Origin of the sequence: Pelomonas aquatica, from assembly GCF_026712205.1 — a bacterium.
In the GTDB taxonomy this organism is placed as follows: domain Bacteria; phylum Pseudomonadota; class Gammaproteobacteria; order Burkholderiales; family Burkholderiaceae_C; genus Pelomonas; species Pelomonas aquatica.
Genome location: NZ_JAPPUW010000021.1, coordinates 38,119 through 57,922 on the forward strand (window position 1 = coordinate 38,119; position 19,804 = coordinate 57,922).

Below are 19,804 nucleotides of genomic sequence, written 5' to 3' on the forward strand. Positions count from 1 at the left end.
GGCCAGCCCTCCGTTCAATGAGCGGGCTCGATGGGGTCGTAGCGCTGGCCCCGCAACAGAGCCAGCGGCGAGCGCCAGTAGATGTCGACGTTGTGCAGCGGGTCGGTCAGGATCTTGACGACCCAGGCCAGGCCCCAGGCCGGGCCGCGCAGCACGGCCAGCTGCAGGCCGCGCAGCAGCAGGCCCGACACGCCCAGCGCCAGCCAGGCCAGGCCCACGTCATGCGCCCAGCCGGCGGCGCCGTGGGCGGGCTCGATGAGGCCGAACAGGCCGGGGCTGGCCCACAGCAGCAGGGGCAGGGCCAGCCACACGCCGATCAGCACGGCCTTGCGGCGCATGTTGTAGCCGGCCTTGATGGCCTCCTTGTGTTCGTCGCTCGCCTGGTTGACGTGGTCGTAGCCGCGCGGCTCGAAGAAGATGTGGCCGCTCTGGCGCGTGACCATGCCGACGCACCACCCGACCCAGGCCGCGGCGGCCGGGTCGATGAAGAGCAGCGCATAGGCGACCAGGAAGCTGATCGCGCTGACGAGGTGCAGCGTCTGGTTGATGCGGCACTGGTGGTAGTAGCGGTGGTCGTCCCAGCGCAGGGTGCGGACCTTGTCCCGGAAACTGGCCATGATGGTGAAGCCTTGTCGATCACGCGCAACGCGTGGCGACAGCCTGACCGGCCTGCATGAAATTCCGGTTACGCCGGGCGCACCGCGTCGCCAGGCCTTGATCCAGCGCAAGAGGGCGCCGCGCGCGGCGCGCGCGTCACGATCTCGTCATCGGGCCGAGCCGTCGCGGCTGTACTGCTCGAAGGCGTCGACGGCGTGGGCCGCATACATCAGCGACGGGCCGCCGCCCATGTAGACGCAGACGGCCAGCATCTCCTCCAGCTCGGCCCGCGTGCAGCCGAGCTTGACGAGGGCCTCGGCGTGGAAGGCCAGGCAGGGGTCGCAGCGCCCGGCCCACGCCCAGGGCCATCGCGATCAGTTCCTTGGTCTTCTTGTCGAGGGCGCCATCGCGCATGGCGGCCTGGGACAGCGCGCCGAAGCCGCGGGGGGTGTCGGGGATGTCGCCCGGCGAGGGTGCGGTAATGGATGCTCATCGGGGCTCCCGGCCATCTGTGTCGTGCCCCATGCTGGGGCCGACGCGCGCCGCCCGGCTTGACCTGGGGCAAGCATCGGTGCCGGCCGGCGGGCAGGCCGCGTGCAGGGAGGACCGGGGCGCCCGAAAAGGGCTCAGGCGGCCAGCATCCGGCTGAAGAACTTCTCGCCGCTGACGCGCGGCTTGTAGGCCGACACGGCCTTGGCGATGGCGGCGATGTGGTCGGGCGTCGTGCCGCAGCAGCCGCCGGCGATGTTCAGGAAGCCGGCCTGGGCGAACTCGCCGACCAGGCGGGCCGTCACGTCCGGTGTCTCGTCGAAGCCGGTGTCGCTCATCGGGTTGGGCAGGCCGGCATTGGGATAGCAGCTGACGGCCACCTCGCCCGCCACCTTGGCCAGCTCCTCGATATAGGGCCGCATCAGCGTGGCGCCCAACGCGCAGTTCAGGCCGATGGCGATGGGCCGCGCATGGCGCACCGAATGCCAGAAGGCCGTCACCGTCTGGCCCGACAGGATGCGGCCCGAGGCGTCGGTCACCGTGCCGGAGATGATGACGGGCAGGCGCTCGCCCGTGTCCTCCATCAGCTCGTCCAGCGCGAAGATGGCGGCCTTGGCGTTCAGCGTGTCGAAGATGGTCTCGACGAGGAAGAGGTCGGCGCCGCCGTCGAGCAGCCCCTTGGCCTGCTCGTAGTAGGCGGCGCGCAGCGTGTCGAAGTCGATGTTGCGGGCGCCGGGGTCGTTGACGTCGGGGCTGATGGAGGCCGTGCGCGGCGTCGGGCCGAGGGCGCCGGCAACAAACCGCGGCTTGTCCGGCGTCGAGTATTTGTCGCAGGCGGCGCGGGCGATCTGCGCGGCGACGAGGTTCATCTCGTAGGCCAGCTCGGGCAGGTCGTAGTCCTCCTGCGCGACCGAGGTGGCGCCGAAGGTATTGGTCTCGATCAGGTCGGCGCCGGCGGCGAGGTATTGCTCGTGAATCTCGCGGATGACGTCGGGCCGCGTGAACAGCAGCAGCTCGTTGTTGCCCTTCAGATCCTTGCCATGGTCCTTGAAGCGCTCGCCGCGGTAGTCGGCCTCGCCGAGCCTGTAGCGCTGGATCATCGTGCCCATCGCGCCGTCGAGCACGGCGATGCGGTTCTGCAGCAGCGCAGGCAGGTCTTTGGCGCGGGTGTAGGCGATGGGCTTCATGCCGGCATTTTCGCAGCCCTCGCACGCCGGCCCGGGCCTTCACGCCGATGGGCTCTGCGTCGGCCTCGATGCACCGCTCCGGTCGCGGCTGGCCTGCGTATAAGCTTTTGCCCTGCCTCGTGATTGCCGCCCTGCCCGCAGCGCTCGAATCGGCGTCGAACCACGCGGCGCGCCCGCACCCCCTTGCCATCTGCCATGAAGCTCGCCGTTCCGCTGCTCTCCATCGCCCTCGCACTGACGCCGCCCGCGGCCCACGCCCAGGGCAAGCCGCTGGTCTATTGCGCCGATGCCAGCCCCGAAGGCTTCGACCCCGGCATGTGGGACAGCGCCAGCACCAATATCGTCGGCACCCAGATGTTCGACGGCCTGCTGGGCTTCAGGCGGCCGACGACGGCGCTGATGCCGAAACTCGCCGAGAGCTGGGAGATCTCGCCCGACGCGAAGCGCTTCACCTTCAGGCTGCGCGCCGGCGTAAAGTTCCACAGCAGGCCGTGGTTCAAGCCGACGCGCGACTTCAATGCCGACGACGTGCTGTTCACCTTCCGGCGCTTCATCGACCCCAACCTCCCTTTCAACAGGGCCTTCCCCGCGAACTTCGTCTACCCGCAGAACCTCGGCCTGGCCAGGATGATCGAGGGCATCGACCGCATCGACGAGCGCACAATTCGTTTCCGCCTGCGCCGGCCCAACGTGACATTCGTCGCGAACTTCGCCTTCGCCTGGGCCGGCATCCAGTCGGCTGAATACGCCGCGCAGCTGCTGAAGGCGGGCCAGGCCAGCCAGATCAATGTCCAGCCGGTCGGCACCGGGCCATTCATGTTCAAGAGCTATGCCAAGGACGACGTGCTGCGCATGACGGCCAACCCCGACTACTGGGGCGGCCATCAGCCCACGCCGGCCCTGGTGTTCAGCATCAGCCGCGAACCCAATGTGCGGGTGCAGAAGATCGCGGCCGGCGAATGCCACGTGGCGGCGGCGCTGCGCGACGTGGACATCGCCACGCTGGCCCGCAACCCCAACGTCGGCATCGAGAAGATCCAGGCGCTGAACATCTCCTACCTGAGCTTCAACCTGAAGAAGCCGCCCACCGACAGGCGCGAGGTGCGCGAGGCGCTGGACATCGCCATCGACCGCGACGCCATCTTCAAGGCCCTGTTCCCGCGCGGCGATGCGATGCAGGCCGTCAGCGCCTTCCCGCCGTCCATCCCCGGCTACAACAGCAAGCTGAAGAACGAGTTCGACCCCGCCAGGGCCAAGGCCCTGCTCGCCAGGGCCGGCTTCGCCAACGGCCTCGACATCGATCTGTGGGCCCTGCCCGTGCAGCGCTCCTCCAACCCCAACGGCCAGCTGATGGCCCAGCTGATCCAGCAGGACTGGGCCAGGATCGGCGTGCGCGCCCACATCAAGACCTACGAGTGGGGCGAGTACCTGAAGCGCGCCAACAACGGCGAGCACAACGTCTACATGAGCGGCTGGAGCGGCGAGACGGGCGATGCCGACGACTTCCTGACGCCCAACCTCAGCTGCGCGGCCAACAAGAGCGGCGTCAAGTTCTGCAATGCCGAGTTCGAGGGGCTGATCGACGAGGCCCGCGCGACGCCCGACGCCGGGAAGCGCATCGCCCTCTACGAGCGCGCGCAGGAGATCTTCAAGCGCGAGCGGCCCTGGATCACGATGGCCCACTCGACGGTCTACATCCCCGTCCGCAAGGACGTCGTCGGCTTCAAGATGGCGCCCAACGGCAGCGTCGACTTCGCAGGCGTGTACCGCAAGTGATCCGCATCGAGGACATCGCTTCGCAGCCCGACTTCCGCCCGCTGGCCGGCCTGCGCCACGGAATTGCCGTCGAGCTGCGCTACGCGACGGCCGCCAACTTCGTCGGCCACCCGGTCTACGCGGGCATGGACTGCGCCTGGCTGCGCCGCGAGGCCGCCGACGCCCTCGAACGCGCCGCCGCCTGGCTGCGGCAGCACCGCCCCGGCTGGCGCCTGCTCGTGCTGGACGCGCTGCGCCCCCAGCGCGTGCAGCAGCGCCTGTGGGACGAACTGCAGGGCACGCCGCTGACGCTCTACCTCGCCCATCCCGAGCGCGGCTCCATCCACAGCTATGGCATGGCGGTGGACCTGACCCTGCTCGACCCGCAGGGCCGCGAGGTCGACATGGGCAGCGGCTTTGACGAGATGACGCTGGCCTCCCACCCCGACCACGAGGCCGAGCACCTGGCTCTGGGTGCGCTGACGGCCCAGCACCTCGTCGAGCGCGGCTGGCTGCGCGCCGCGATGCGCGAGGCGGGTTTCCACGGCATCCCGACCGAGTGGTGGCACTTCGACTTCGGCGACCGCGTGGCCGTGCGCCGCGACCTGCCGCGGGCGCTCTGACTCAGCCCGCCTTGGCAGGGCGCTGGGGGCGAAGCGGCTTGAGCCTGAGCCCGACGTGATAGGCGACACCCCAGGCCAGCGCGCCCGCCACGCCGAAGACGGCGACGTAATGGCCCAGCGCATCGCGCGCCGATTCCGCCCAGAACCACAGAGCCGCGAACACCGCCAGCTCCAGCATGGCCGCGACGGCCAATGCCCAGGCGGATGCCCGGCGCAGATTGGCGGACAGCGCCCAGCCGCAGTGGTGGCAGCTGAACTCGGCGCGGATCGCCCAATCCGCGATGGGGCCGGAGCAGACCGGGCAGCGCTTGATGGCCATGGCTTCGTGAAAAGGAAGTTGACGATGCAGTGCCCGCCGATGCAGGGTGCCTGGCCTCAGATCGCCTTCTGCATGAAGACGCTCAGCGGGTCATCGGCATAGTCGCCGAAAGGCCCGCGCCGCTCGAAGCCGCAGGCGGCATACAGGCCCAGCGCCTCCGGCTGATAGGGCCCGGTCTCCAGCGTCAGCAGGCCGCAGCCGCGCGCACCGGCCTCGGCTTCGAGCAGGGCCAGCAGGCGACGGCCCACGCCGCGCCCGCGGCCGCGCGGGCTGACGAACAGGCGCTTCAGTTCGCCGAACTCCGGCGCCAGCACGACGGCGCCGCAGCCGATGGCCCGGCCGGCCTCGTCCCGCGCGACGGCGAACACCACCTCCGGCCGGGTCAGGCCCGCCAGGTCCAGCGCATGACGGCTCTCGGGCGGGTAGAGCCCGTCCTGGTAGGCGTCCAGCTCGGCGATCAGTTCGATGACCTCGGGCTGGTCGGCGGATTCGAGGGCGAGGCTCGCCTCGCAGGGCTGCGCCGTCATGCGCCGAAGTGCTCGAAGCGCGGCCGCTCGGCGCCGTCGATGACGACGTTCTCGACGAACATTGCATAGGGCCGCACCCACCAGCCGCTGTCGTTGTACAGCGGCCGGTAGACGACCACGGCCTCCAGCGTCTCGCTGTGGCGGGCGGTGGCGAGCACCTCGTATTCGCCACCCTTGTAGTGGCGGTAGCGGCCGGGCGTGATGGCAGGCAGCGGGGGCAGGTCGGAACTCATGCCCCGCATTTCACCTCAGGGCTTGAAGGCCGGGTCGCTCTCCGCCCCGGCACGGGGCTTCCAGCCGACGCTGTAGTAGCTGCCGCGGTCGCGCGCCCAGGGGTCGAAGGCGTTGACGACGCCGCTCAGCTCGGGCGCGAGCTCGGGCACGGTGCGCAGCAGCACGCGCTTGAAGGGCGAGACCGGCACGCGGTGGCCGTTGCTCTCCCTGGGCTCGAACTGCGGGCCGGTGGGGCCGTTGTTCATGACCCAGTCGACACCGAGCCGGCCGTAGAACTCGGGCCGGAAGCTGCTCGTGAAGAAGCGGTCACTGAACAGGCGCCGCGACGCGTTCAGGATGAAGACCTGGAACTGTGTCTCCGAGATCGCATAACCATGCGGCCGCGTGAACTCGGACAGCCAGCCCACCACCGTGTCCACGTCCTCGATGTTGTCGACCAGGCTGCCGTCGGGGTGGCCCAGGCAGTCGTTGATCGGGCTGCCGTCGAGGTTCTTTTGCGCCGCCGTGATGACCTTGCCGGCATCGCATTTGTGCTGGCCATAGATGCTGCGCAGGTCGGCGATCACCTTCATCTGGCGTGCGTGCTCGGCCGAGTCGGCCGGCAGGTGCGCATCGGCAAAGTCGTCATAACTGGTCAGCTGGCGCAGCCCGTACTGGCGGCGGAACTCGTTGAAGCGCGGCACGCCGTGCTCGCGGTCGCGGATGAGGTCCAGCGCGGCGACGTCGATCTTGCCGGTGCTGGACTGCAAGCGCGGCAGCGGCAGATTTTGCAGGAAGGCCGGCGTGTTGCCCAGCGTCAGCAGGCCCAGGCGCTGGCGGCCCATGGACAGGGCCCAGTCGGCCGCGCCCTGGGTAGCCAGCGCGCCGGTGGCCTTGGCGCGGAAGGTCTCGATGACGGGCACCTTGGCGGCGATGCGGTTGGGGTCGGCGTCCCAGTGGCGCAGCTCGATCAGGTCGGGCACCAGCGAATGCAGGCGGTAGACGCTGACGAACTCCTCAGGGAAATTGAACGGCGAGCCGAAGTGGTTGACGCCGCCGTTCACGTCGTCGGGATTGGCCAGGTTCCAGATGTCGTCCCTGGCCGGGTCGTGGCGGGCGAACAGGCGGTCGTCCTTGTAGACGCGCGCGCCCAGGCCGAAGATGCCCGGCCCGGAGGCCAGCGCCGAATACCACTGGCCGGCCTTCTTCGCGTCCTCGGACTTGCCGAAGTTCTGCACGACGACGGCCTCCAGCGCATGCTCGACGCGCGGATGGCCTTCGAACAGCCCGCCCCAGTTCGCGTTCATGGCGAGGTAGAGGGGCTCGTCGTAGAGCAGCTGCGGCGTCCATTCGATGGTGTGGATCTTGGCGATCTCGGCCGCGACGACGAGGCGGGCCACCTCGAACAGCACGTCGGCCGACACGTCGCTGTAGCGGATCACGTCGGTCGGCCTGACCGGGTCGCGCAGGCCCGAGTCGGCGTCGGGCGTGGCCGCGGCGCGGCGGCGGAACTCGGCGACGAAGGCGTTGTGCTCGCGCGAGAAGATGGTGTGCAAAAAGCCGATGCCGATGCTCCAGTTGTCCGGGAAGGCCGCGCTGCCTTGGCCCCCCCATTGCGGGTTGATCGGGTCGCCGGGCGCGAACACCGGCAGCTGGCCCTGGGCCTCGCCGGCGCCGGCGCGCGCGCCCGGCAGCAGCAGCAGCCGGGCGGGGTCGGCCGGGTCGCGCTTCACGCGCTGGCGCGAGGTCGTGTCGTAGCCGTAGATCTGCGAGGCGTCCCACCAGGCCGTCACATTGTTGGCATGGGTGCGGAAGGCGCGCGCCAGCGGCCGGCTGCCGTCGGGCGCCGTGTAGCGCGGCGGCGCACCGGCCTCGGCCACATAGCCGCGGTCGATGCGGTCGCCGGGTCGGCAGCCGGAGCGGGCCGCATCGCCGCTGCAGCCGACCGGCATCCAGTCGGGCGCGTTGTGGCCTTCCTCCATGTGCGAGAACCAGTCGTGCGTCATGAACTGGATCCAGAACGCGGCCAGCACGTTGAAGAAAGGCGCCTTCTGGTAGTCGCAGTTCGCGTCGGCCGAATTGCCGGGCAGGCCCTGGCCGTCGCGGCAGCGCGCCGGGTCGCTCTGGGTGCGCGTGAACAGCTTGCGGCTGATCAGCTGCGGGTCGGGCCGCAGCAGCGAGAGGCGGTCGCCGTGGCGGTTGCGCGCAAGCGGGTCGTCGCTGCTGTCGGGGTAGGTGGCCTCGAACTGCACATTGCGCGCGAACGGCGTGCCGCTGGAACCCATGCGCGGGTTGCGCAGGTCGTTGCAGATGCCGCCGAGCTGGCGCCAGCGGATCAGCTCGCCCTGGCAGAGCTGCGGGCCGTCGCCGCCCACGGCAGCGTAGAAGGGCGAGCTGGCCGGCAGCCGCATCGAGGGCCAGGTCTTGAGGGCCAGGCCGGGTACGCCGCCGCGGCCCAGCGCGTAGTCGGCAAAGCTGCCGGCGTTGTCGAACAGATTGAGCTTGATGAGCTCCATGCGCTGGTATTCGAGGTCCAGCAGCGCGCCGTCCACGCCGCGGCCGTTGGGGCCGAGGTGGCTGCCGATGCCGCCTGTACCTGGCAGCAGCGAGCTCGCGTCGCCAGTGGCCCAGTAGTTGGCCCAGTCGACATAGGGCGTGGCGCGGAAGGCCGCCGCCTTGTCGCCGCCGCGGCAGCGCCCGACGTCCTCGCCGACCTTGCCGTTGAAGCGCTCGCCGCGCGCATCGGCCACCTTGCGAAAGCCCCCCAGCACCATGGCCGAGCAGTGCTTCGTGTCGTCCAGGCTGGCCTGGGGCGTCGTGCTGACGCAGCCGGCCAGCAGCGGGGGCAACAGCAGGGCTGTCAGACAAGACTTCATGGGCGTCTCCTCACGGGCGGCCTCGCGGATCGAGCAACATAGCGAGCCGGCCAGCGCAGCGTCAATCCTGCGAAGGCCCAGAAAGATTCATCTTGAGGACAGCCCCATGCTCCCCGTCGAAGCCACGCCAGCCTCCCGCCGCCAACTGCTGCAGTTCGGCGCCGCCGCCAGCGGCCTGCTGGGCGGCACGACCCAGGCCGCGGCCGGCCCGCTGCGCGCGCCGCGGCTGCGCCCGGGCGACACCGTCGGCCTCGTCAGCCCGGCCAATGCGACCTTCGAGCGCGAGCCGCTGCAGATCGCCATCGAGTCGCTGCAGGCGCTGGGCTTCAAGGTCAAACCCGGCGAATTCGTCGCCGCGCGGCGCGGCCCCTTCGCCGGCACCGACGCCCAGCGCGCCGCCGACATCAATGCGATGTTCGCCGACGACTCGGTGGCCGGCATCCTCGCGATGACCGGCGGCTCGGGCTGCAACCGCATCGTCGACAAGCTGGACTACGCGCTGATCCGCCGCAAGCCGAAATTCTTCGGCGGCTTCAGCGACCTGACCAGCCTCGTCAACGCCATCCACCGCCAGACCGGCCTCGTCAGCTTCCACTGCCCGGTGGCCGCGTCGGAGTGGAACGACTACTCGGTGCAGAACTTCAGGGCCGTCGCGATGAACGCCGAGGCCGCGCTGCTGCGCAACCCGGCCGCGCCGCCGGCGGACGACCTCGTCGCCCGCGAGGAGCGCATCACCACGCTCCGCGCCGGCCGCGCGCAGGGGCCGCTGGTGGGCGGCAACCTGAGCGTGCTGGCCTCGCTGGCCGGCACGCCCTATTTCCCCGACTGCCGCGGCGCGCTGCTCTTCCTCGAAGACATCGGCGAATACATCTACCGCGTCGACCGCTGCCTCTCCACGCTGCGCCTGGGCGGCGCGCTGGCCCGGCTGGCCGGCGTCGTGCTCGGCCGCTTCACGAAATGCGAGCCCGGCGAGGGCTACGGCAGCCTGACGCTGGACGAGGTCTTCGACGACTACTTGCTGCCGCTCGGCGTGCCGGTGTTCCGCGGTGCGGCCATCGGCCACATCAAACGCAAGCTGACGGTGCCGGTGGGCGCGCCGGCCGAGATGGATGCGGATGCCGGCACGATCAGGCTGCTGCAACCCGCCGTCATTTGACGCAGACCGACGCCGGCAGGCCATAGGGCTTGAGCAGTTCGGCCGTGCGGCCGCTGCGGCACAGCTCGTGGAGCGTCTTCGCCAAGGCCTGGGCCTGGGCCGGGTCGACGCTCTGGCGGGTCAGCCCGAAGGCATAGCCGAAGGCCTTCACGAGGCCGGCGGGCCGCAGGTTGCGGATGCCGTCCTCGCGCATCAGGTGCTGGGCCACGGCCTCGTTGGCCAGGGCCAGGCCGTCTTCGCCGTAGCGGCCGGCCGCGAGCTTGCGCACGACGGTGCGGTTGTCGGGCTCGATCTCGCTGCGCGTGCGCGGCACGCCCTCGATGAGCTGCTCCAGCGTCAGCGCCGTGGCCGACGGGCCGTAGGCGCCGATGACGCGCCCGGCCAGGGTCTGCGGGTCGCCGGCGTACTGGAAGCGGCTGCCCAGGCGCGCGAACAGCACATAGCGCGCCTCGATGACCGGCGGCGACACATGAAAATACTCACGCCTCTCGGGCGAGTCGACGACGGTGAAGATGCCCTCCACCTCGCCGCGCTGGGCCATGAACAGCGCGCGCCGCCAGGGCAGCACCTCGATGCTGCAGCTCCAGGCCAGCTTCACGCAGGCGGCCTGCAGCACGTCGACCATCGGGCCCGCCGCGCGGCCGTCGATGGCGAAGGTGTAGGGCGGGAAGGACTCGGTGACGAAGCGCATCGGCGCTGCTGCGGCCTGCAGCGCGGCCACTGCCAGCAGCACGCCGATCACGCCCCGTCGCTTGCCCATGCCTGCCCTCCCGGTCCACTGCGTCGGGGACGCAGGATAGGCGGATCAGCGCTGCGCGGCCACCCAGTTCACGAGGGCGTCGAGCACGGGCCGGCCCTTGGCCGCCGCGTCGGGGTGGTTGAGCAGCGCGACGAAGAGCCAGGTCCGGCCCGCGGCGTCGGGCACGAAGCCGGCCAGGCCGACCGCGTCGCGCAGCGTGCCGGTCTTGAGCCGCGCCTGGCCGGCGGCCGGGCCGTCCTTCAGGCGCCGCGACAGCGTGCCGTCGAGGCCGGCGACGGGCAGGGCCGCCAGCAGTTCGGGCGCCTGGCCGCCGGCCTGGCTCGCGCGCAGCAGGCCGGCCAGCTGGGCGGGGCTGATGCGCTCGCTGCGCGACAGGCCGGAGCCGTTGTCGAGCACGAGGCCGCGGTCGTCCAGCCCATGGGCCGCGAACCAGGCGCGCACGCTGCGCCCGGCCGCCGCCAGCGTGGGCTCGCCGGGCCGCGCGGCCTGGGCGCCGAGCTGCAGGTAGACGAGGCGGGCCAGCGCGTTGTCACTGCCTTTCATGACGCCGCGCAGCACCTCGGCCAGCGGCCGGCCGCGGTGGCTGGCCAGCACGACCGCATCGGCCGGCGCCGCGCCTTCCGCGTCACCCGCGCCCATCGTGCCGCCGAGCTCGGCCCAGAACTGGCGCACCGCATGGGTCGCCAGCCATTGGCGGTCGACGAGCTGCAGCGCTTCGAGCCGGCGGCAGCCGCACGGGAAGGCGCCGTGCAGCGTCAGCCGCCGCGCATCGCCGGCGGCAGTCAGTTCGGCGGGTCGCCAGTCTTCGTCCCAGTCCTTGCAAGGCCGGGCGGACAGCGTCATCGCGCCGGCGTCGATGCCCAGCCCGGCGAGCGCCGGCAGGCTGCGTGCGACGACGCCGGTGTCCGTCGCGCGCAGCTCGACGTCGAGCAGGCTGCCGTTCAGCTGCAGCGCGTCGGGGATGACGTTGTAGGCGAACGCTGGCGCCTCGTCGAAGGGCGGCGCACCGATGTCGAGCCGGGCGGGGTTGAACAGCGTGCGGTCGACGAGCAGGCCGCCGCGGATCTCGCGCACGCCGCTCTCGCGCAGCTGGCGCAGCAGCCACCACAGCGCCGGCCAGTCGAGGTCGGGGTCGGCGCCACCGCGCAGGAACAACGGGCCGTCGATGACGCCGTTCAGCGGCGGCACGGCGGCCAGCAGTTCGGTGCGGCCGCGGTGGGCTATGCCCAGCCGGTCCAGCGCGACGATGGCGGTGACCAGCTTCATCGTCGAGGCCGGCGCCATCGCGTCGCCGGCGCGGCGGGTCAGCGCGGGCCGCGAGCCGTCCAGCGGCTGCAGCACGAAGCCCAGGCTGTCGGCCGGCAGGCCGGCCCGGGCGAGCGCCGCCTGGGCGGGGTCGGGCAGCCGCGTCGTGGCGCAGCCCGCCAGCAGCAGGGCTGCTGCACACAACCACGCGCGTGTCAGCACAGGCCCAGTCGGCGGGCGACGAGGCGGGCCAGGGCCACATCCTCCAGGCCGATGCCGACGCTCTTGTAGACGACGATGTCCAGCGGCCCGCGCGGGCGCGGCTCGACGAGCAGCGCGCCGAGCTCGACGAGGCGCTCGGCCGGCACGACGCCGGGCGCGGCCAGCACGAGCTCGCCGGCCTCATGGCGGGCGGCGCCCAGCCATTCGACGGCAACCAGGCTGGCGCGGCCGAGCAGCGCATCGTCCAGCTCGCGCGCCGTCGGCGTGCTGGTGCCGACGGCGGCGACGAAGGCGCCCGCCTTCACGAGGCCGCCGTCGAACAGCGGCGTGGCCGAGCGCGTGGCCGTCACGATCACGTCGGCCTCGGCGGCGGCCTCGGCCACGGCGGCGCTGCGCACCGTCAGGCCCAGCGCCGCCTGCAGCTCGCGCGCCAGCGCGTCGGCGCCGGAGCGGGCGCAGACCAGCACGCGCTCGAAGCGGCGCACGCGGTACAGCGCCTCGGCGTGTGCGCGCGCCTGGATGCCGGCGCCGAACACGGCCAGCGTGCGCGCGTCCGGCCGCGCCAGCAGGTCGGCCGCGACGGCCGTGGCCGCGGCCGTGCGCAGCCGCGTGAACTCGTTGGCCTCCAGCGTCGCGATGGGCGCGCCGGTGGCGGCCGAGAACAGGCTGACGAGGAAGTGGTAGCGGCCGTTGCGCGCCGAGTAGACCTTGGTGCCGAGCACGGCCGGCAGCCCGCCGTCGGCCGCCGCGTCGGCATCGAGGATGGCGCCCATCGCGCTGATGGCCAGCGCGGCGCCGTCCTGCGTGGCGGTCGCGCGGTGGCGGCCCAGCACCTGGGCGCGCCCCCGGCCATGCTGGGCGAAGGCGGCGCGCAGCGCGGCCACGGCGCTGTCGGGGTCGAGCACGGCCGCGACCTCGGCCTCGGTGATCAATCGCATGGAGACATCTCCGGAAAGCTGGTTGGCGCCGGCCCGGGCGCCTACAAGCCCGGCGTGGGCCTGGCGCGGCGCTGGAAGTAGGCGTCGATGGCGTCGCGGTAGGCGCGCTGGGTGTCGGCCGGCAGCGAGATGCGCAGGGCCTCGCGCAGCATGGCGGCGCCCTCGGGCGTGCCCAGGGCCTGGTCGATCAGCCGGATGGCCGCGTGGCCCCAGGGCGTGCGCGGGCAGGCCGCGCCGCTGGGGACGGGGTCGGTGGCCCCCTTGACCGGCAGCACCGCCAGCGGCAGTTCGCCCTCGCGCTGGCTGGCCAGCGCGACCAGCAGATTGGGATATTCGACGGTGTAGTCGGCGCGGTCCTGCAGCAGCATGGACACGAGGTTGCTGCCAAAGTCGCCGCCGGTCACGCGCCGCAGCGCCGGGCCGCCGGAGGCCAGCTGCGCGTCCAGCGTCGCGCCATAACTGCGCGCATGAACGACAACGCCGCGCAGCGACGCATCGGCCAGCAGGGCCTGCAGGTCGACGGCGCCGCGCGCGTCCAGCGGCAGCGCGTCGCGGCGTTCGCGGCGCACGATGAGCTGGGGCGGCGGCATCAGCCAGATCGCGCTGAAGTAGGCGATGCGCTCGCGCTCGGGCAGGCGCACGGCGTTGGCGATGCAGGCGTTCTCGCCGCGCCGCACCAGCGTCCAGGCACGCTCGGCATTGGCCACGATGGGCCTGAGCTCGACGCCCTGCAGATGGGTCTGCAGCCAGATCGAGATCATCTGGGACGGGCGCACGAGCTTGTCGCCGTCGCGCACGGCGAGGGTGTCGCCGTTCAGCCAGAGGATGCGGTCGACGACCGGCTCGGCCGCGTGAGCCGAGCCGGCCAGCAGCAGCGCGGCGATGCCGCAGAGCCGCCCTCGCATGGGTGGGTCAGCCGGCCAGCACCGCGGCCATGGCCGCGGCGGTGGCCTCGACGTTGCGCGTGTTCAGCCCCGCCACGCACATGCGGCCCGAACGCAGGATGTAGACGCCGAACTCGGCCTTCAGCCGCTCGGCCTGGGTCTCCGTCAGGCCGGTGTAGCTGAACATGCCGCGCTGGGTCAGGAAGTAGTCGAAGCTGCGGCCCGGCAGCTTGGCCGCCAGCACCGCATGCAGCTCGCGGCGCATGGCCTGGATGCGCTCGCGCATCTCGGCCACCTCGGCCTCCCACATCGCGCGCAGCTCGGGCGTGGTCAGCACCTTGGCGACGATCTGGCCGCCGTGCATCGGCGGGTTGGAGTAGTTGCGCCGGATCATGAACTTCATCTGACCGAGCACGCGCGCGGCCTGGTCGGCGTCGGGGCAGACGACGCTCAGCGCACCGCAGCGCTCGCCGTACAGGCTCATGCTCTTGGAGAAGCTGTTGGCGATCAGGAAGGCGAGGCCCGCGTCGGCCAGCAGGCGCGGCGCGAAGGCGTCCTCCTCGATGCCGTCGCCATAGCCCTGGTAGGCCAGGTCGAGGAAGGGCAGCAGCTGGCGCTCGCGGATGACGGGCAGCAGGGCGCGCCACTGGTCCTGCGTCAGGTCCACGCCGGTGGGGTTGTGGCAGCAGGCGTGCAGCACGACGATGCTGCGCGCGGGCAGGGCCTTGAGGCGGGCCAGCAGTTCGTCGAAGCGCAGGCCGCCGGTGGCCGCGTCGTAGTAGGGATAGGTCTCGCAGACATGGCCCGAGCCCTCGAAGACGGCGCGGTGGTTGTCCCAGGTCGGGTCGGACAGATAGACCTTGCTGTCGGGGAAATAACGCTTCAGCAGATCGGCGCCGACCTTGAGGCCGCCGCTGGAGCCCACGCCCTGGATGGTGACGATACGGCCGGCGGCGATGGCCGGATGCTCGGCGCCGAACAGCAGGGCCTGCACGGCGCTGCGGAAGTTGGCGGCGCCCTCCATCGGCAGATAGGGCCGCGCGCCGGCGGCCTCGACGACGGCCAGCTCCGCGGCTCGCACCGAGGGCAGCATCGGGATGCGGCCGTCGTTGTCGAAATAGATGCCGATGGACAGGTTGATCTTGCCGGCGCGCGGATCCTTCTGGAAGGCCTCGTTGAGGCTCAGGATGGGATCGCCGGCGTAGGCATCGACGTGCTGGAACATGGGGCTCGACTCCGTTGGGGAACCCAGATTATCCGAGCGGCCGCCAAAGCCCCCTCCTACAGCCAGGCCACCCAGCGCCCGTGCGGGTGGCTCCAGCCCAGCGCCCGCTCGGCGACGCGGCCGGCCTGCGGCCAGCGCAGCGTCCACAGCGTGGCCGACGACGCGACCTCGCCCGGCGGCAGCGCGGGCAACGGCGGCGGCGCGAGCAGCTGGGCGCTCAGGGCCGGCAGCTCGCCGCAGATCCAGGCCAGGCCGTGGCCGAGGGCGAGGCGGTCCGCCGTCTCGCGCAGCCGCGCGAGCTCGGCCGCGCCGAGGTAGTACAGCACCCAGCTCGTCAGCAGCACCGGCTGCACGCCGGCGGGCAGGCCGGCCAGCCAGGGCCCGATGGCGGCGATGCAGTCGTCGGCCCGGGTCAGCGCGTGGGGCAGCGTGCGCAGCTGGGCCGCCGCGCGGGCCAGGCGCTCGCGGCGGCGGGCGTCGTGCGGCCACAGGCAGGCCTGCAGCCAGCGCAGACGCACGGGGTCGGCGACGTCGACCGGCGCCGGGTCCAGGCCATGGCGCAGGGCCAGGCGCCAGCCGGTGTCGGCCGGCGGCGGCGCGGCGCTCAGCCACAGCGCTTCGATCTCGGCCGCGCCGTGTTCGTCGCGGGCGGCACCGCGCTCGTGCCAGCCGCCGTCGCCGCAGCGGTAGCGCAGCCGGTAGCGGTCCACGCCGAGGTTGAGGCCGGCGCTGCAGCCGAAGTCCAGCAGCGCCAGCTGCCGCGCACCGGTCGCGGCCGCCGCGGCGCCCAGGGCCGGCCAGATCGCAGCGCCGCGGGCGACCTCGTTGGTCTGCGTCGCGCCGTGGCGCAGCTGCCGGACGAGGGCCGGCCATTCGCGCTCGACGCAGGCCGCCAGCGCGGCGGCCAGCCCGGCGTCGGGCGTGCGCTCGCCGCCGGCGCTCGGGTAGTAGGCCGCCAGCTCGGGGGCGGCGCCGGCCAGCACGCGCTCGTGCAGCGCGGCCAGCAGCAGATTGACCTTGCGCTGCTCGGGCGGCACCTCGGCCAGCAGCGCGCACAGCCGGGCGTCGTCCGCGGCCAGCCCGCACAGCGCGACGTAGAGCGGTTCCTGCGCGCATTCCTCGCGGCCGAAGCGGCGCAGCAGCGCGGAGAGTTCTTCGGGGTGGTCCATGCGGCCAGCATAGGCAGGCACCGGGCCGGCTTGTGTCGGCCAGCCGACAATAGAACCATGACTGTCGATCCGGCCCTGCAGCGCGTCTTCGACGCCCATTTCCCCGGCATCGCGCTGCCGGCCGACATCGCCGCTGCCGTCGCGCGGCGGCGCCTGGCGGCCGGCCGCAGCCTGTTCGTGCAGGGCCAGCGGACGACGGCCTTCTACGCGGTCGCGGCCGGCGAGATCGAGACCCGCTTCACCGGCGTCGACGGCACGGTGTCGGTCATCGAGAACGTCGGCCCGCCACGCCTCTTCGGCCTGGCCGCGTTCGCTGCGCGACGGCCGTCCGAGTACGAGGCGCTTGCGCGCGGTGCGAGCGAGGTGCTGGTCTTCGGCCCCGAGGCCTATGCGCGGCTGATGGACGAGGTGCCGGGTTTTGCGCGCGCACTGCTGGCCGAGTTCGCGCGCCGCTACGACGGCACGCTGCGCCTGCTGCAGGCGGCCCGCCACCAGAGCGCGGCGGAGCGCTTCGGCCTCGCGCTGGCCCAGCTCGCGCGCGAGCGCGGCCGGCCGGCGGCCCCGGGCTGGCTGGAGGTGGCGGCCACGCAGGCCGAGCTGGCCCGCCTGGCCCATCTGTCGCGGCAGACGGTCAACGAGCTGCTGCAGGCCGGCCGCGCCGACGGCCGGCTGCGCCTGAGCCGCGGCCGCTGGTGGCAGCGCACGGCAGGGGATGGCTGAAACGCCCGCTTCGGACTAAAAGGCGGGCTTCACCGCTCGGGAGGGCTTCATGGGCAAGCAGATCGTCTTCTGTGCCGACGGCACCTGGAATGGCAGCGGCAGCGACGACGAGGAGCCGGGGCCGCCGACCAATGTGCTCAAGCTCTTCCACAACCTGGCCGGCATCGACTCGCTGGACAGCCTCGCGCTGGCCGACGAGCAGGAGCGCTTCCTCGCCGACGGCGCCGGCGCCACGCTGCAGGCGGCCAAATACCTGCACGGCGTCGGCGACTCCAACAACCTGCTCGTCAAGCTGCTGGGCGGCACCCTCGGCGCCGGGCTGATCGCGCGCGTCATCCGCGGCTACACCTTCGTGTCGCGCCACTACGAGACCGGCGACCGCATCCACCTGATCGGCTTCAGCCGCGGCGCCTACACGGCGCGGGCGCTGGCCGGGCTGATCGCGTCCCAGGGCCTGCTCGACCCGGCCCGCAGCGACCTGGAGGACAAGGCCGGCGCCTACCGCCTCGGCGCGGCGGCCTGGAGCGACTACCGCCGCGGCGCCCTCGGCGGCGACCCGACCCTGCTCGGCCGGCTGGAAGACCTGCTGACCTCGCTGCCCGGCTTCTTCAGCGCCGGCCCGGCCACGCCGCCGCGGCGCACGGGCATAGTCATCGCGACGGTGGCGGTCTGGGACACCGTGGGCTCGCTGGGCATCCCGCAGATCGGCAGCGACGGCGCGCTGGTGGACGCGCTGCAGTTCGCCGACACGCGGCTGAGCCCGGCCGTCGAGCGCGGCCTGCACGCGGTGGCGGCCGACGAGAAGCGCAAGAACTTCACGCCCTGCCTGTGGACGGCCGATGCCCGCATCACCCAGGTGCTCTTCCCCGGTGCCCATGCCGACGTGGGCGGCGGCTATCCGAACACGGCCGAGGAGTCCGGCCTGTCGGACGCCGCCCTGGCCTGGATGCAGGCCGGCGTCGCGGCCCAGGGCCTGCGCTTCGTCGACCCGCTGCCCACGCTGCCGCGGCCCCAGCCCGACGCCTGGGCCCACGCCCCCTGGCAGCATCTGCCGTGGACGGCCCTCGGCGTCGCGGCCCGCGTCGCCCCGGGCCAGATGCCCGCCGGCCTGCGCCTGCATCACTCCGTCGTCGACCGCTGGCGCCAGCCCGCCGTCGTGCACGACCCCGGCGAAGCGGCCCGGCCCTACCGGCCGGGCAACCTGGCCAACTATCTGGACCTGGCCAGCGGCACGGCGCTGGCGGACATCGAGATCGTCTAGGGCCTGTTCACCCTACGCCAGCGCCTTCTCGATGTCGGCGCGCAGCTTCTCCGGCGCGTCGTTGGGCGCGTAGCGCCTGATGACCTGGCCGTCGCGGCCGATGAGGAACTTGGTGAAGTTCCACTTGATCGCCTCGGTGCCCAGGAAGCCGGGCTTCTCGCTCTTCAGGAACTTCCACAGCGGGTGGGCTTCCGCGCCGTTGACCCTGATCTTGGCCATCATCGGGAAGCTGACGCCGTAGTTCATCTCGCAGAAGCTCGCGATCTGGTCGTTGCTGCCCGGGTCCTGGCCGCCGAACTCGTTGCTCGGGAAGCCGATGACCACGAGGCCGCGGGGGCCATAGTCCTCCCAGAGCCGCTCCAGGCCCTTGAACTGCGGCGTGAAGCCGCATTCGCTGGCCGTGTTGACGATGAGCAGCACCTTGCCGCGCTGCGCGGCCAGGTCGGCCGGCTCGCCGCGGATGGAAACGGCCTGGAAGTCGAACGCGTTCTCGGCCATGGGGCCTCCCTAAAAAAGCGGGTCCATGCTAACGCCGGGCACCCCCAGGGTTTGTAGCATGGCGGCCGGCGCGCGGCTGGCTTTCCAATCGCGCGAAATTCGAGCGCCGCCTCCGTGGGGCGTCCCACGGTCAGCCACTTCGGACAACATCACGTTCATGGATCACCTGGCTTGCTTCACCCCGGCCGACCTGGCCGGCAGCCCTCCGCCCGATTTCACTCCCTTCCGCTGGAAGCTGCTGGCCCAGGGCGACTCGTGGTTCTCGAACGCGCGCGCCAAGCTCAACGCCCATGCCAACCTGCTGCAGGAGCTGGTCTTCAAGTCCGCCACCGCGGCCGTCAACTGCGCCGGCACGGGCAATGCGCTGTCGCACATGGTGGACCTGCAATCCAGCCCCGACTTCGTGCGGCTGCTGGCCGGTGCCGACGCGCCGGCCTGGGACGGCGTGCTGCTGTCCGTGGGCGGCAACGACCTGATCGCCGCGGCCCGCACGCCGGCCCAGAACTGGAACGGCGAGCCCATCCCGCTGGAACTGCGCCTGCTGCGCCGCCAGACCGAATGGGGCCCGCCGTCGGCCGGCGTCGCCCGCTATTTCTCAGAGCCCGGCTGGGCCACCTATGCCGGCTATCTGCGCGCCAACGTCAAGCACCTGCTGAGCCTGCGCGACCAGGGGCCGTCGGCGGGCAAGCCCGTCTTCATGCACTGCTATGCCGTGCCCATGCCGCGCCCGGCCGGCGCCGAGAGCAACGACGACCTGGGCGCCGCCAGCGGCCCCTGGCTCTACCCGGCGCTGAAGGCCTATGGCGTGCCGTCGGCCGACTGGGCGGCGGTGAGCCGGCTGATGGTCTTCCACCTCGCCCAGCTGCTCAAGAGCATGGCCGCCGACAAGGTGGCCTTCCCCGGCCTGTTCGTGTTCGACTCGACGACCGTGCCGCTGGCCCTGGCCGCGCCCGGCTCCACCGGCATCAGCGGCGACTGGCACAACGAGATCCACCTGAACCACAGCGGCTGCTTCAAGATCGCCCGCGCCTGGAGCGAGGCCATCGAGATGGTGCTGGAAGGCCGGCACCTGATCCCGGCGCCCACCGGCCGCAAGGGCCGCGGCGGCGGCCAGAGCAGCAGTTGATCGCCCGCCGGCTG

Annotated in this window: 20 protein-coding genes; 6 read left to right on the forward strand and 14 right to left on the reverse strand. The window is 72.1% G+C overall.

Annotation, left to right across the window (positions count from 1 at the left end; all coding sequences use genetic code 11):
* Positions 1 to 14: 14 nt before the first annotated feature.
* The 3 genes from NYP07_RS19315 to NYP07_RS19325 all read right to left on the reverse strand — a co-directional run bounded on the left by NYP07_RS19315 (position 15) and on the right by NYP07_RS19325 (position 2,273).
* Entirely contained in the window at positions 15 to 617 is a 603-nt protein-coding gene (locus NYP07_RS19315; RefSeq protein ID WP_268153362.1) for a hypothetical protein, read from the reverse strand.
* Between the two features lie 147 nt (positions 618 to 764).
* Complete coding sequence (locus NYP07_RS24195) at positions 765 to 929, reverse strand: carboxymuconolactone decarboxylase family protein (RefSeq protein WP_455430674.1); 165 nt, start codon at positions 927 to 929, stop codon at positions 765 to 767.
* Between the two features lie 294 nt (positions 930 to 1,223).
* Entirely contained in the window at positions 1,224 to 2,273 is a 1,050-nt protein-coding gene (locus tag NYP07_RS19325) for a homocysteine S-methyltransferase family protein (RefSeq protein WP_268153363.1), read from the reverse strand.
* A gap of 195 nt (positions 2,274 to 2,468) precedes the next feature.
* Between NYP07_RS19325 and NYP07_RS19330 the strand changes: the two genes are divergently transcribed.
* Together NYP07_RS19330 and NYP07_RS19335 are read left to right on the forward strand one after the other, a co-directional pair.
* Entirely contained in the window at positions 2,469 to 4,049 is a 1,581-nt protein-coding gene (locus tag NYP07_RS19330) for an ABC transporter substrate-binding protein (protein ID WP_268153364.1), read from the forward strand.
* Entirely contained in the window at positions 4,046 to 4,651 is a 606-nt protein-coding gene (locus tag NYP07_RS19335; protein ID WP_268153365.1) for a M15 family metallopeptidase, read from the forward strand. Before NYP07_RS19330 ends, NYP07_RS19335 begins: the two co-directional genes overlap by 4 nt.
* A 1-nt stretch (position 4,652) precedes the next feature.
* Here the strand turns inward: NYP07_RS19335 and NYP07_RS19340 are convergent, their stop codons facing one another.
* Genes NYP07_RS19340 through NYP07_RS19355 form a run of 4 tightly spaced genes read right to left on the reverse strand, consistent with a single transcriptional unit; the run spans position 4,653 to position 8,586 of the window.
* Entirely contained in the window at positions 4,653 to 4,970 is a 318-nt protein-coding gene (locus NYP07_RS19340) for a hypothetical protein (RefSeq protein ID WP_268153366.1), read from the reverse strand.
* A gap of 56 nt (positions 4,971 to 5,026) precedes the next feature.
* A complete protein-coding gene (locus tag NYP07_RS19345) occupies positions 5,027 to 5,497 on the reverse strand; it encodes a GNAT family N-acetyltransferase (RefSeq protein WP_268153367.1) in 471 nt (156 codons plus the stop codon).
* The gene (locus NYP07_RS19350) at positions 5,494 to 5,730 is read right to left on the reverse strand and encodes a DUF1653 domain-containing protein (RefSeq protein WP_268153368.1); all 237 of its coding nucleotides are present in this window, start codon (positions 5,728 to 5,730) and stop codon (positions 5,494 to 5,496) included. Before NYP07_RS19350 ends, NYP07_RS19345 begins: the two co-directional genes overlap by 4 nt.
* A 15-nt stretch (positions 5,731 to 5,745) precedes the next feature.
* Positions 5,746 to 8,586 (reverse strand): peroxidase family protein, encoded by a 2,841-nt coding sequence (locus NYP07_RS19355; RefSeq protein ID WP_268153369.1) that lies wholly within the window; start codon positions 8,584 to 8,586, stop codon positions 5,746 to 5,748.
* A gap of 106 nt (positions 8,587 to 8,692) precedes the next feature.
* Here NYP07_RS19355 and NYP07_RS19360 point away from each other — a divergent pair, with 106 nt between their 5' ends.
* Complete coding sequence (locus tag NYP07_RS19360) at positions 8,693 to 9,742, forward strand: S66 peptidase family protein (protein WP_268153370.1); 1,050 nt, start codon at positions 8,693 to 8,695, stop codon at positions 9,740 to 9,742.
* Here the strand turns inward: NYP07_RS19360 and NYP07_RS19365 are convergent.
* From NYP07_RS19365 to NYP07_RS19390, 6 genes are read right to left on the reverse strand one after another with little or no spacing between them, the layout of a single operon-like run.
* Complete coding sequence (locus NYP07_RS19365; protein ID WP_268153371.1) at positions 9,735 to 10,502, reverse strand: substrate-binding periplasmic protein; 768 nt, start codon at positions 10,500 to 10,502, stop codon at positions 9,735 to 9,737. The genes NYP07_RS19360 and NYP07_RS19365 overlap by 8 nt on opposite strands.
* 45 nt (positions 10,503 to 10,547) lie before the next feature.
* Complete coding sequence (gene dacB, locus NYP07_RS19370) at positions 10,548 to 11,969, reverse strand: D-alanyl-D-alanine carboxypeptidase/D-alanyl-D-alanine endopeptidase (RefSeq protein WP_268153372.1); 1,422 nt, start codon at positions 11,967 to 11,969, stop codon at positions 10,548 to 10,550.
* Complete coding sequence (locus tag NYP07_RS19375; protein WP_268153373.1) at positions 11,963 to 12,907, reverse strand: ornithine cyclodeaminase family protein; 945 nt, start codon at positions 12,905 to 12,907, stop codon at positions 11,963 to 11,965. Before NYP07_RS19375 ends, dacB begins: the two co-directional genes overlap by 7 nt.
* A gap of 41 nt (positions 12,908 to 12,948) precedes the next feature.
* A complete protein-coding gene (locus NYP07_RS19380; protein WP_268153374.1) occupies positions 12,949 to 13,812 on the reverse strand; it encodes a hypothetical protein in 864 nt (287 codons plus the stop codon).
* A gap of 7 nt (positions 13,813 to 13,819) precedes the next feature.
* Positions 13,820 to 15,016, reverse strand: coding sequence for an amino acid aminotransferase (locus tag NYP07_RS19385; RefSeq protein ID WP_268153375.1), 1,197 nt, complete (start codon positions 15,014 to 15,016; stop codon positions 13,820 to 13,822).
* A gap of 56 nt (positions 15,017 to 15,072) precedes the next feature.
* Entirely contained in the window at positions 15,073 to 16,185 is a 1,113-nt protein-coding gene (locus NYP07_RS19390; protein ID WP_268153376.1) for a DUF2332 domain-containing protein, read from the reverse strand.
* A gap of 57 nt (positions 16,186 to 16,242) precedes the next feature.
* Here NYP07_RS19390 and NYP07_RS19395 point away from each other — a divergent pair, with 57 nt between their 5' ends.
* Both NYP07_RS19395 and NYP07_RS19400 read left to right on the forward strand, forming a co-directional pair.
* Positions 16,243 to 16,905, forward strand: a complete 663-nt coding sequence (locus tag NYP07_RS19395) for a Crp/Fnr family transcriptional regulator (RefSeq protein WP_268153377.1) — start codon at positions 16,243 to 16,245, stop codon at positions 16,903 to 16,905.
* A gap of 49 nt (positions 16,906 to 16,954) precedes the next feature.
* Positions 16,955 to 18,166 (forward strand): DUF2235 domain-containing protein, encoded by a 1,212-nt coding sequence (locus NYP07_RS19400; protein WP_268153378.1) that lies wholly within the window; start codon positions 16,955 to 16,957, stop codon positions 18,164 to 18,166.
* Positions 18,167 to 18,178: 12 nt separating this feature from the next.
* Here the strand turns inward: NYP07_RS19400 and NYP07_RS19405 are convergent, their stop codons facing one another.
* Complete coding sequence (locus NYP07_RS19405) at positions 18,179 to 18,664, reverse strand: glutathione peroxidase (protein WP_268153379.1); 486 nt, start codon at positions 18,662 to 18,664, stop codon at positions 18,179 to 18,181.
* Positions 18,665 to 18,821: 157 nt separating this feature from the next.
* On the opposite strand from NYP07_RS19405, the gene NYP07_RS19410 reads away from it, so the two are divergent.
* On the forward strand, positions 18,822 to 19,790 hold the full coding sequence (locus NYP07_RS19410) for a hypothetical protein (protein ID WP_268153380.1): 969 nt from the start codon (positions 18,822 to 18,824) through the stop codon (positions 19,788 to 19,790).
* Positions 19,791 to 19,804 lie beyond the last annotated feature (14 nt).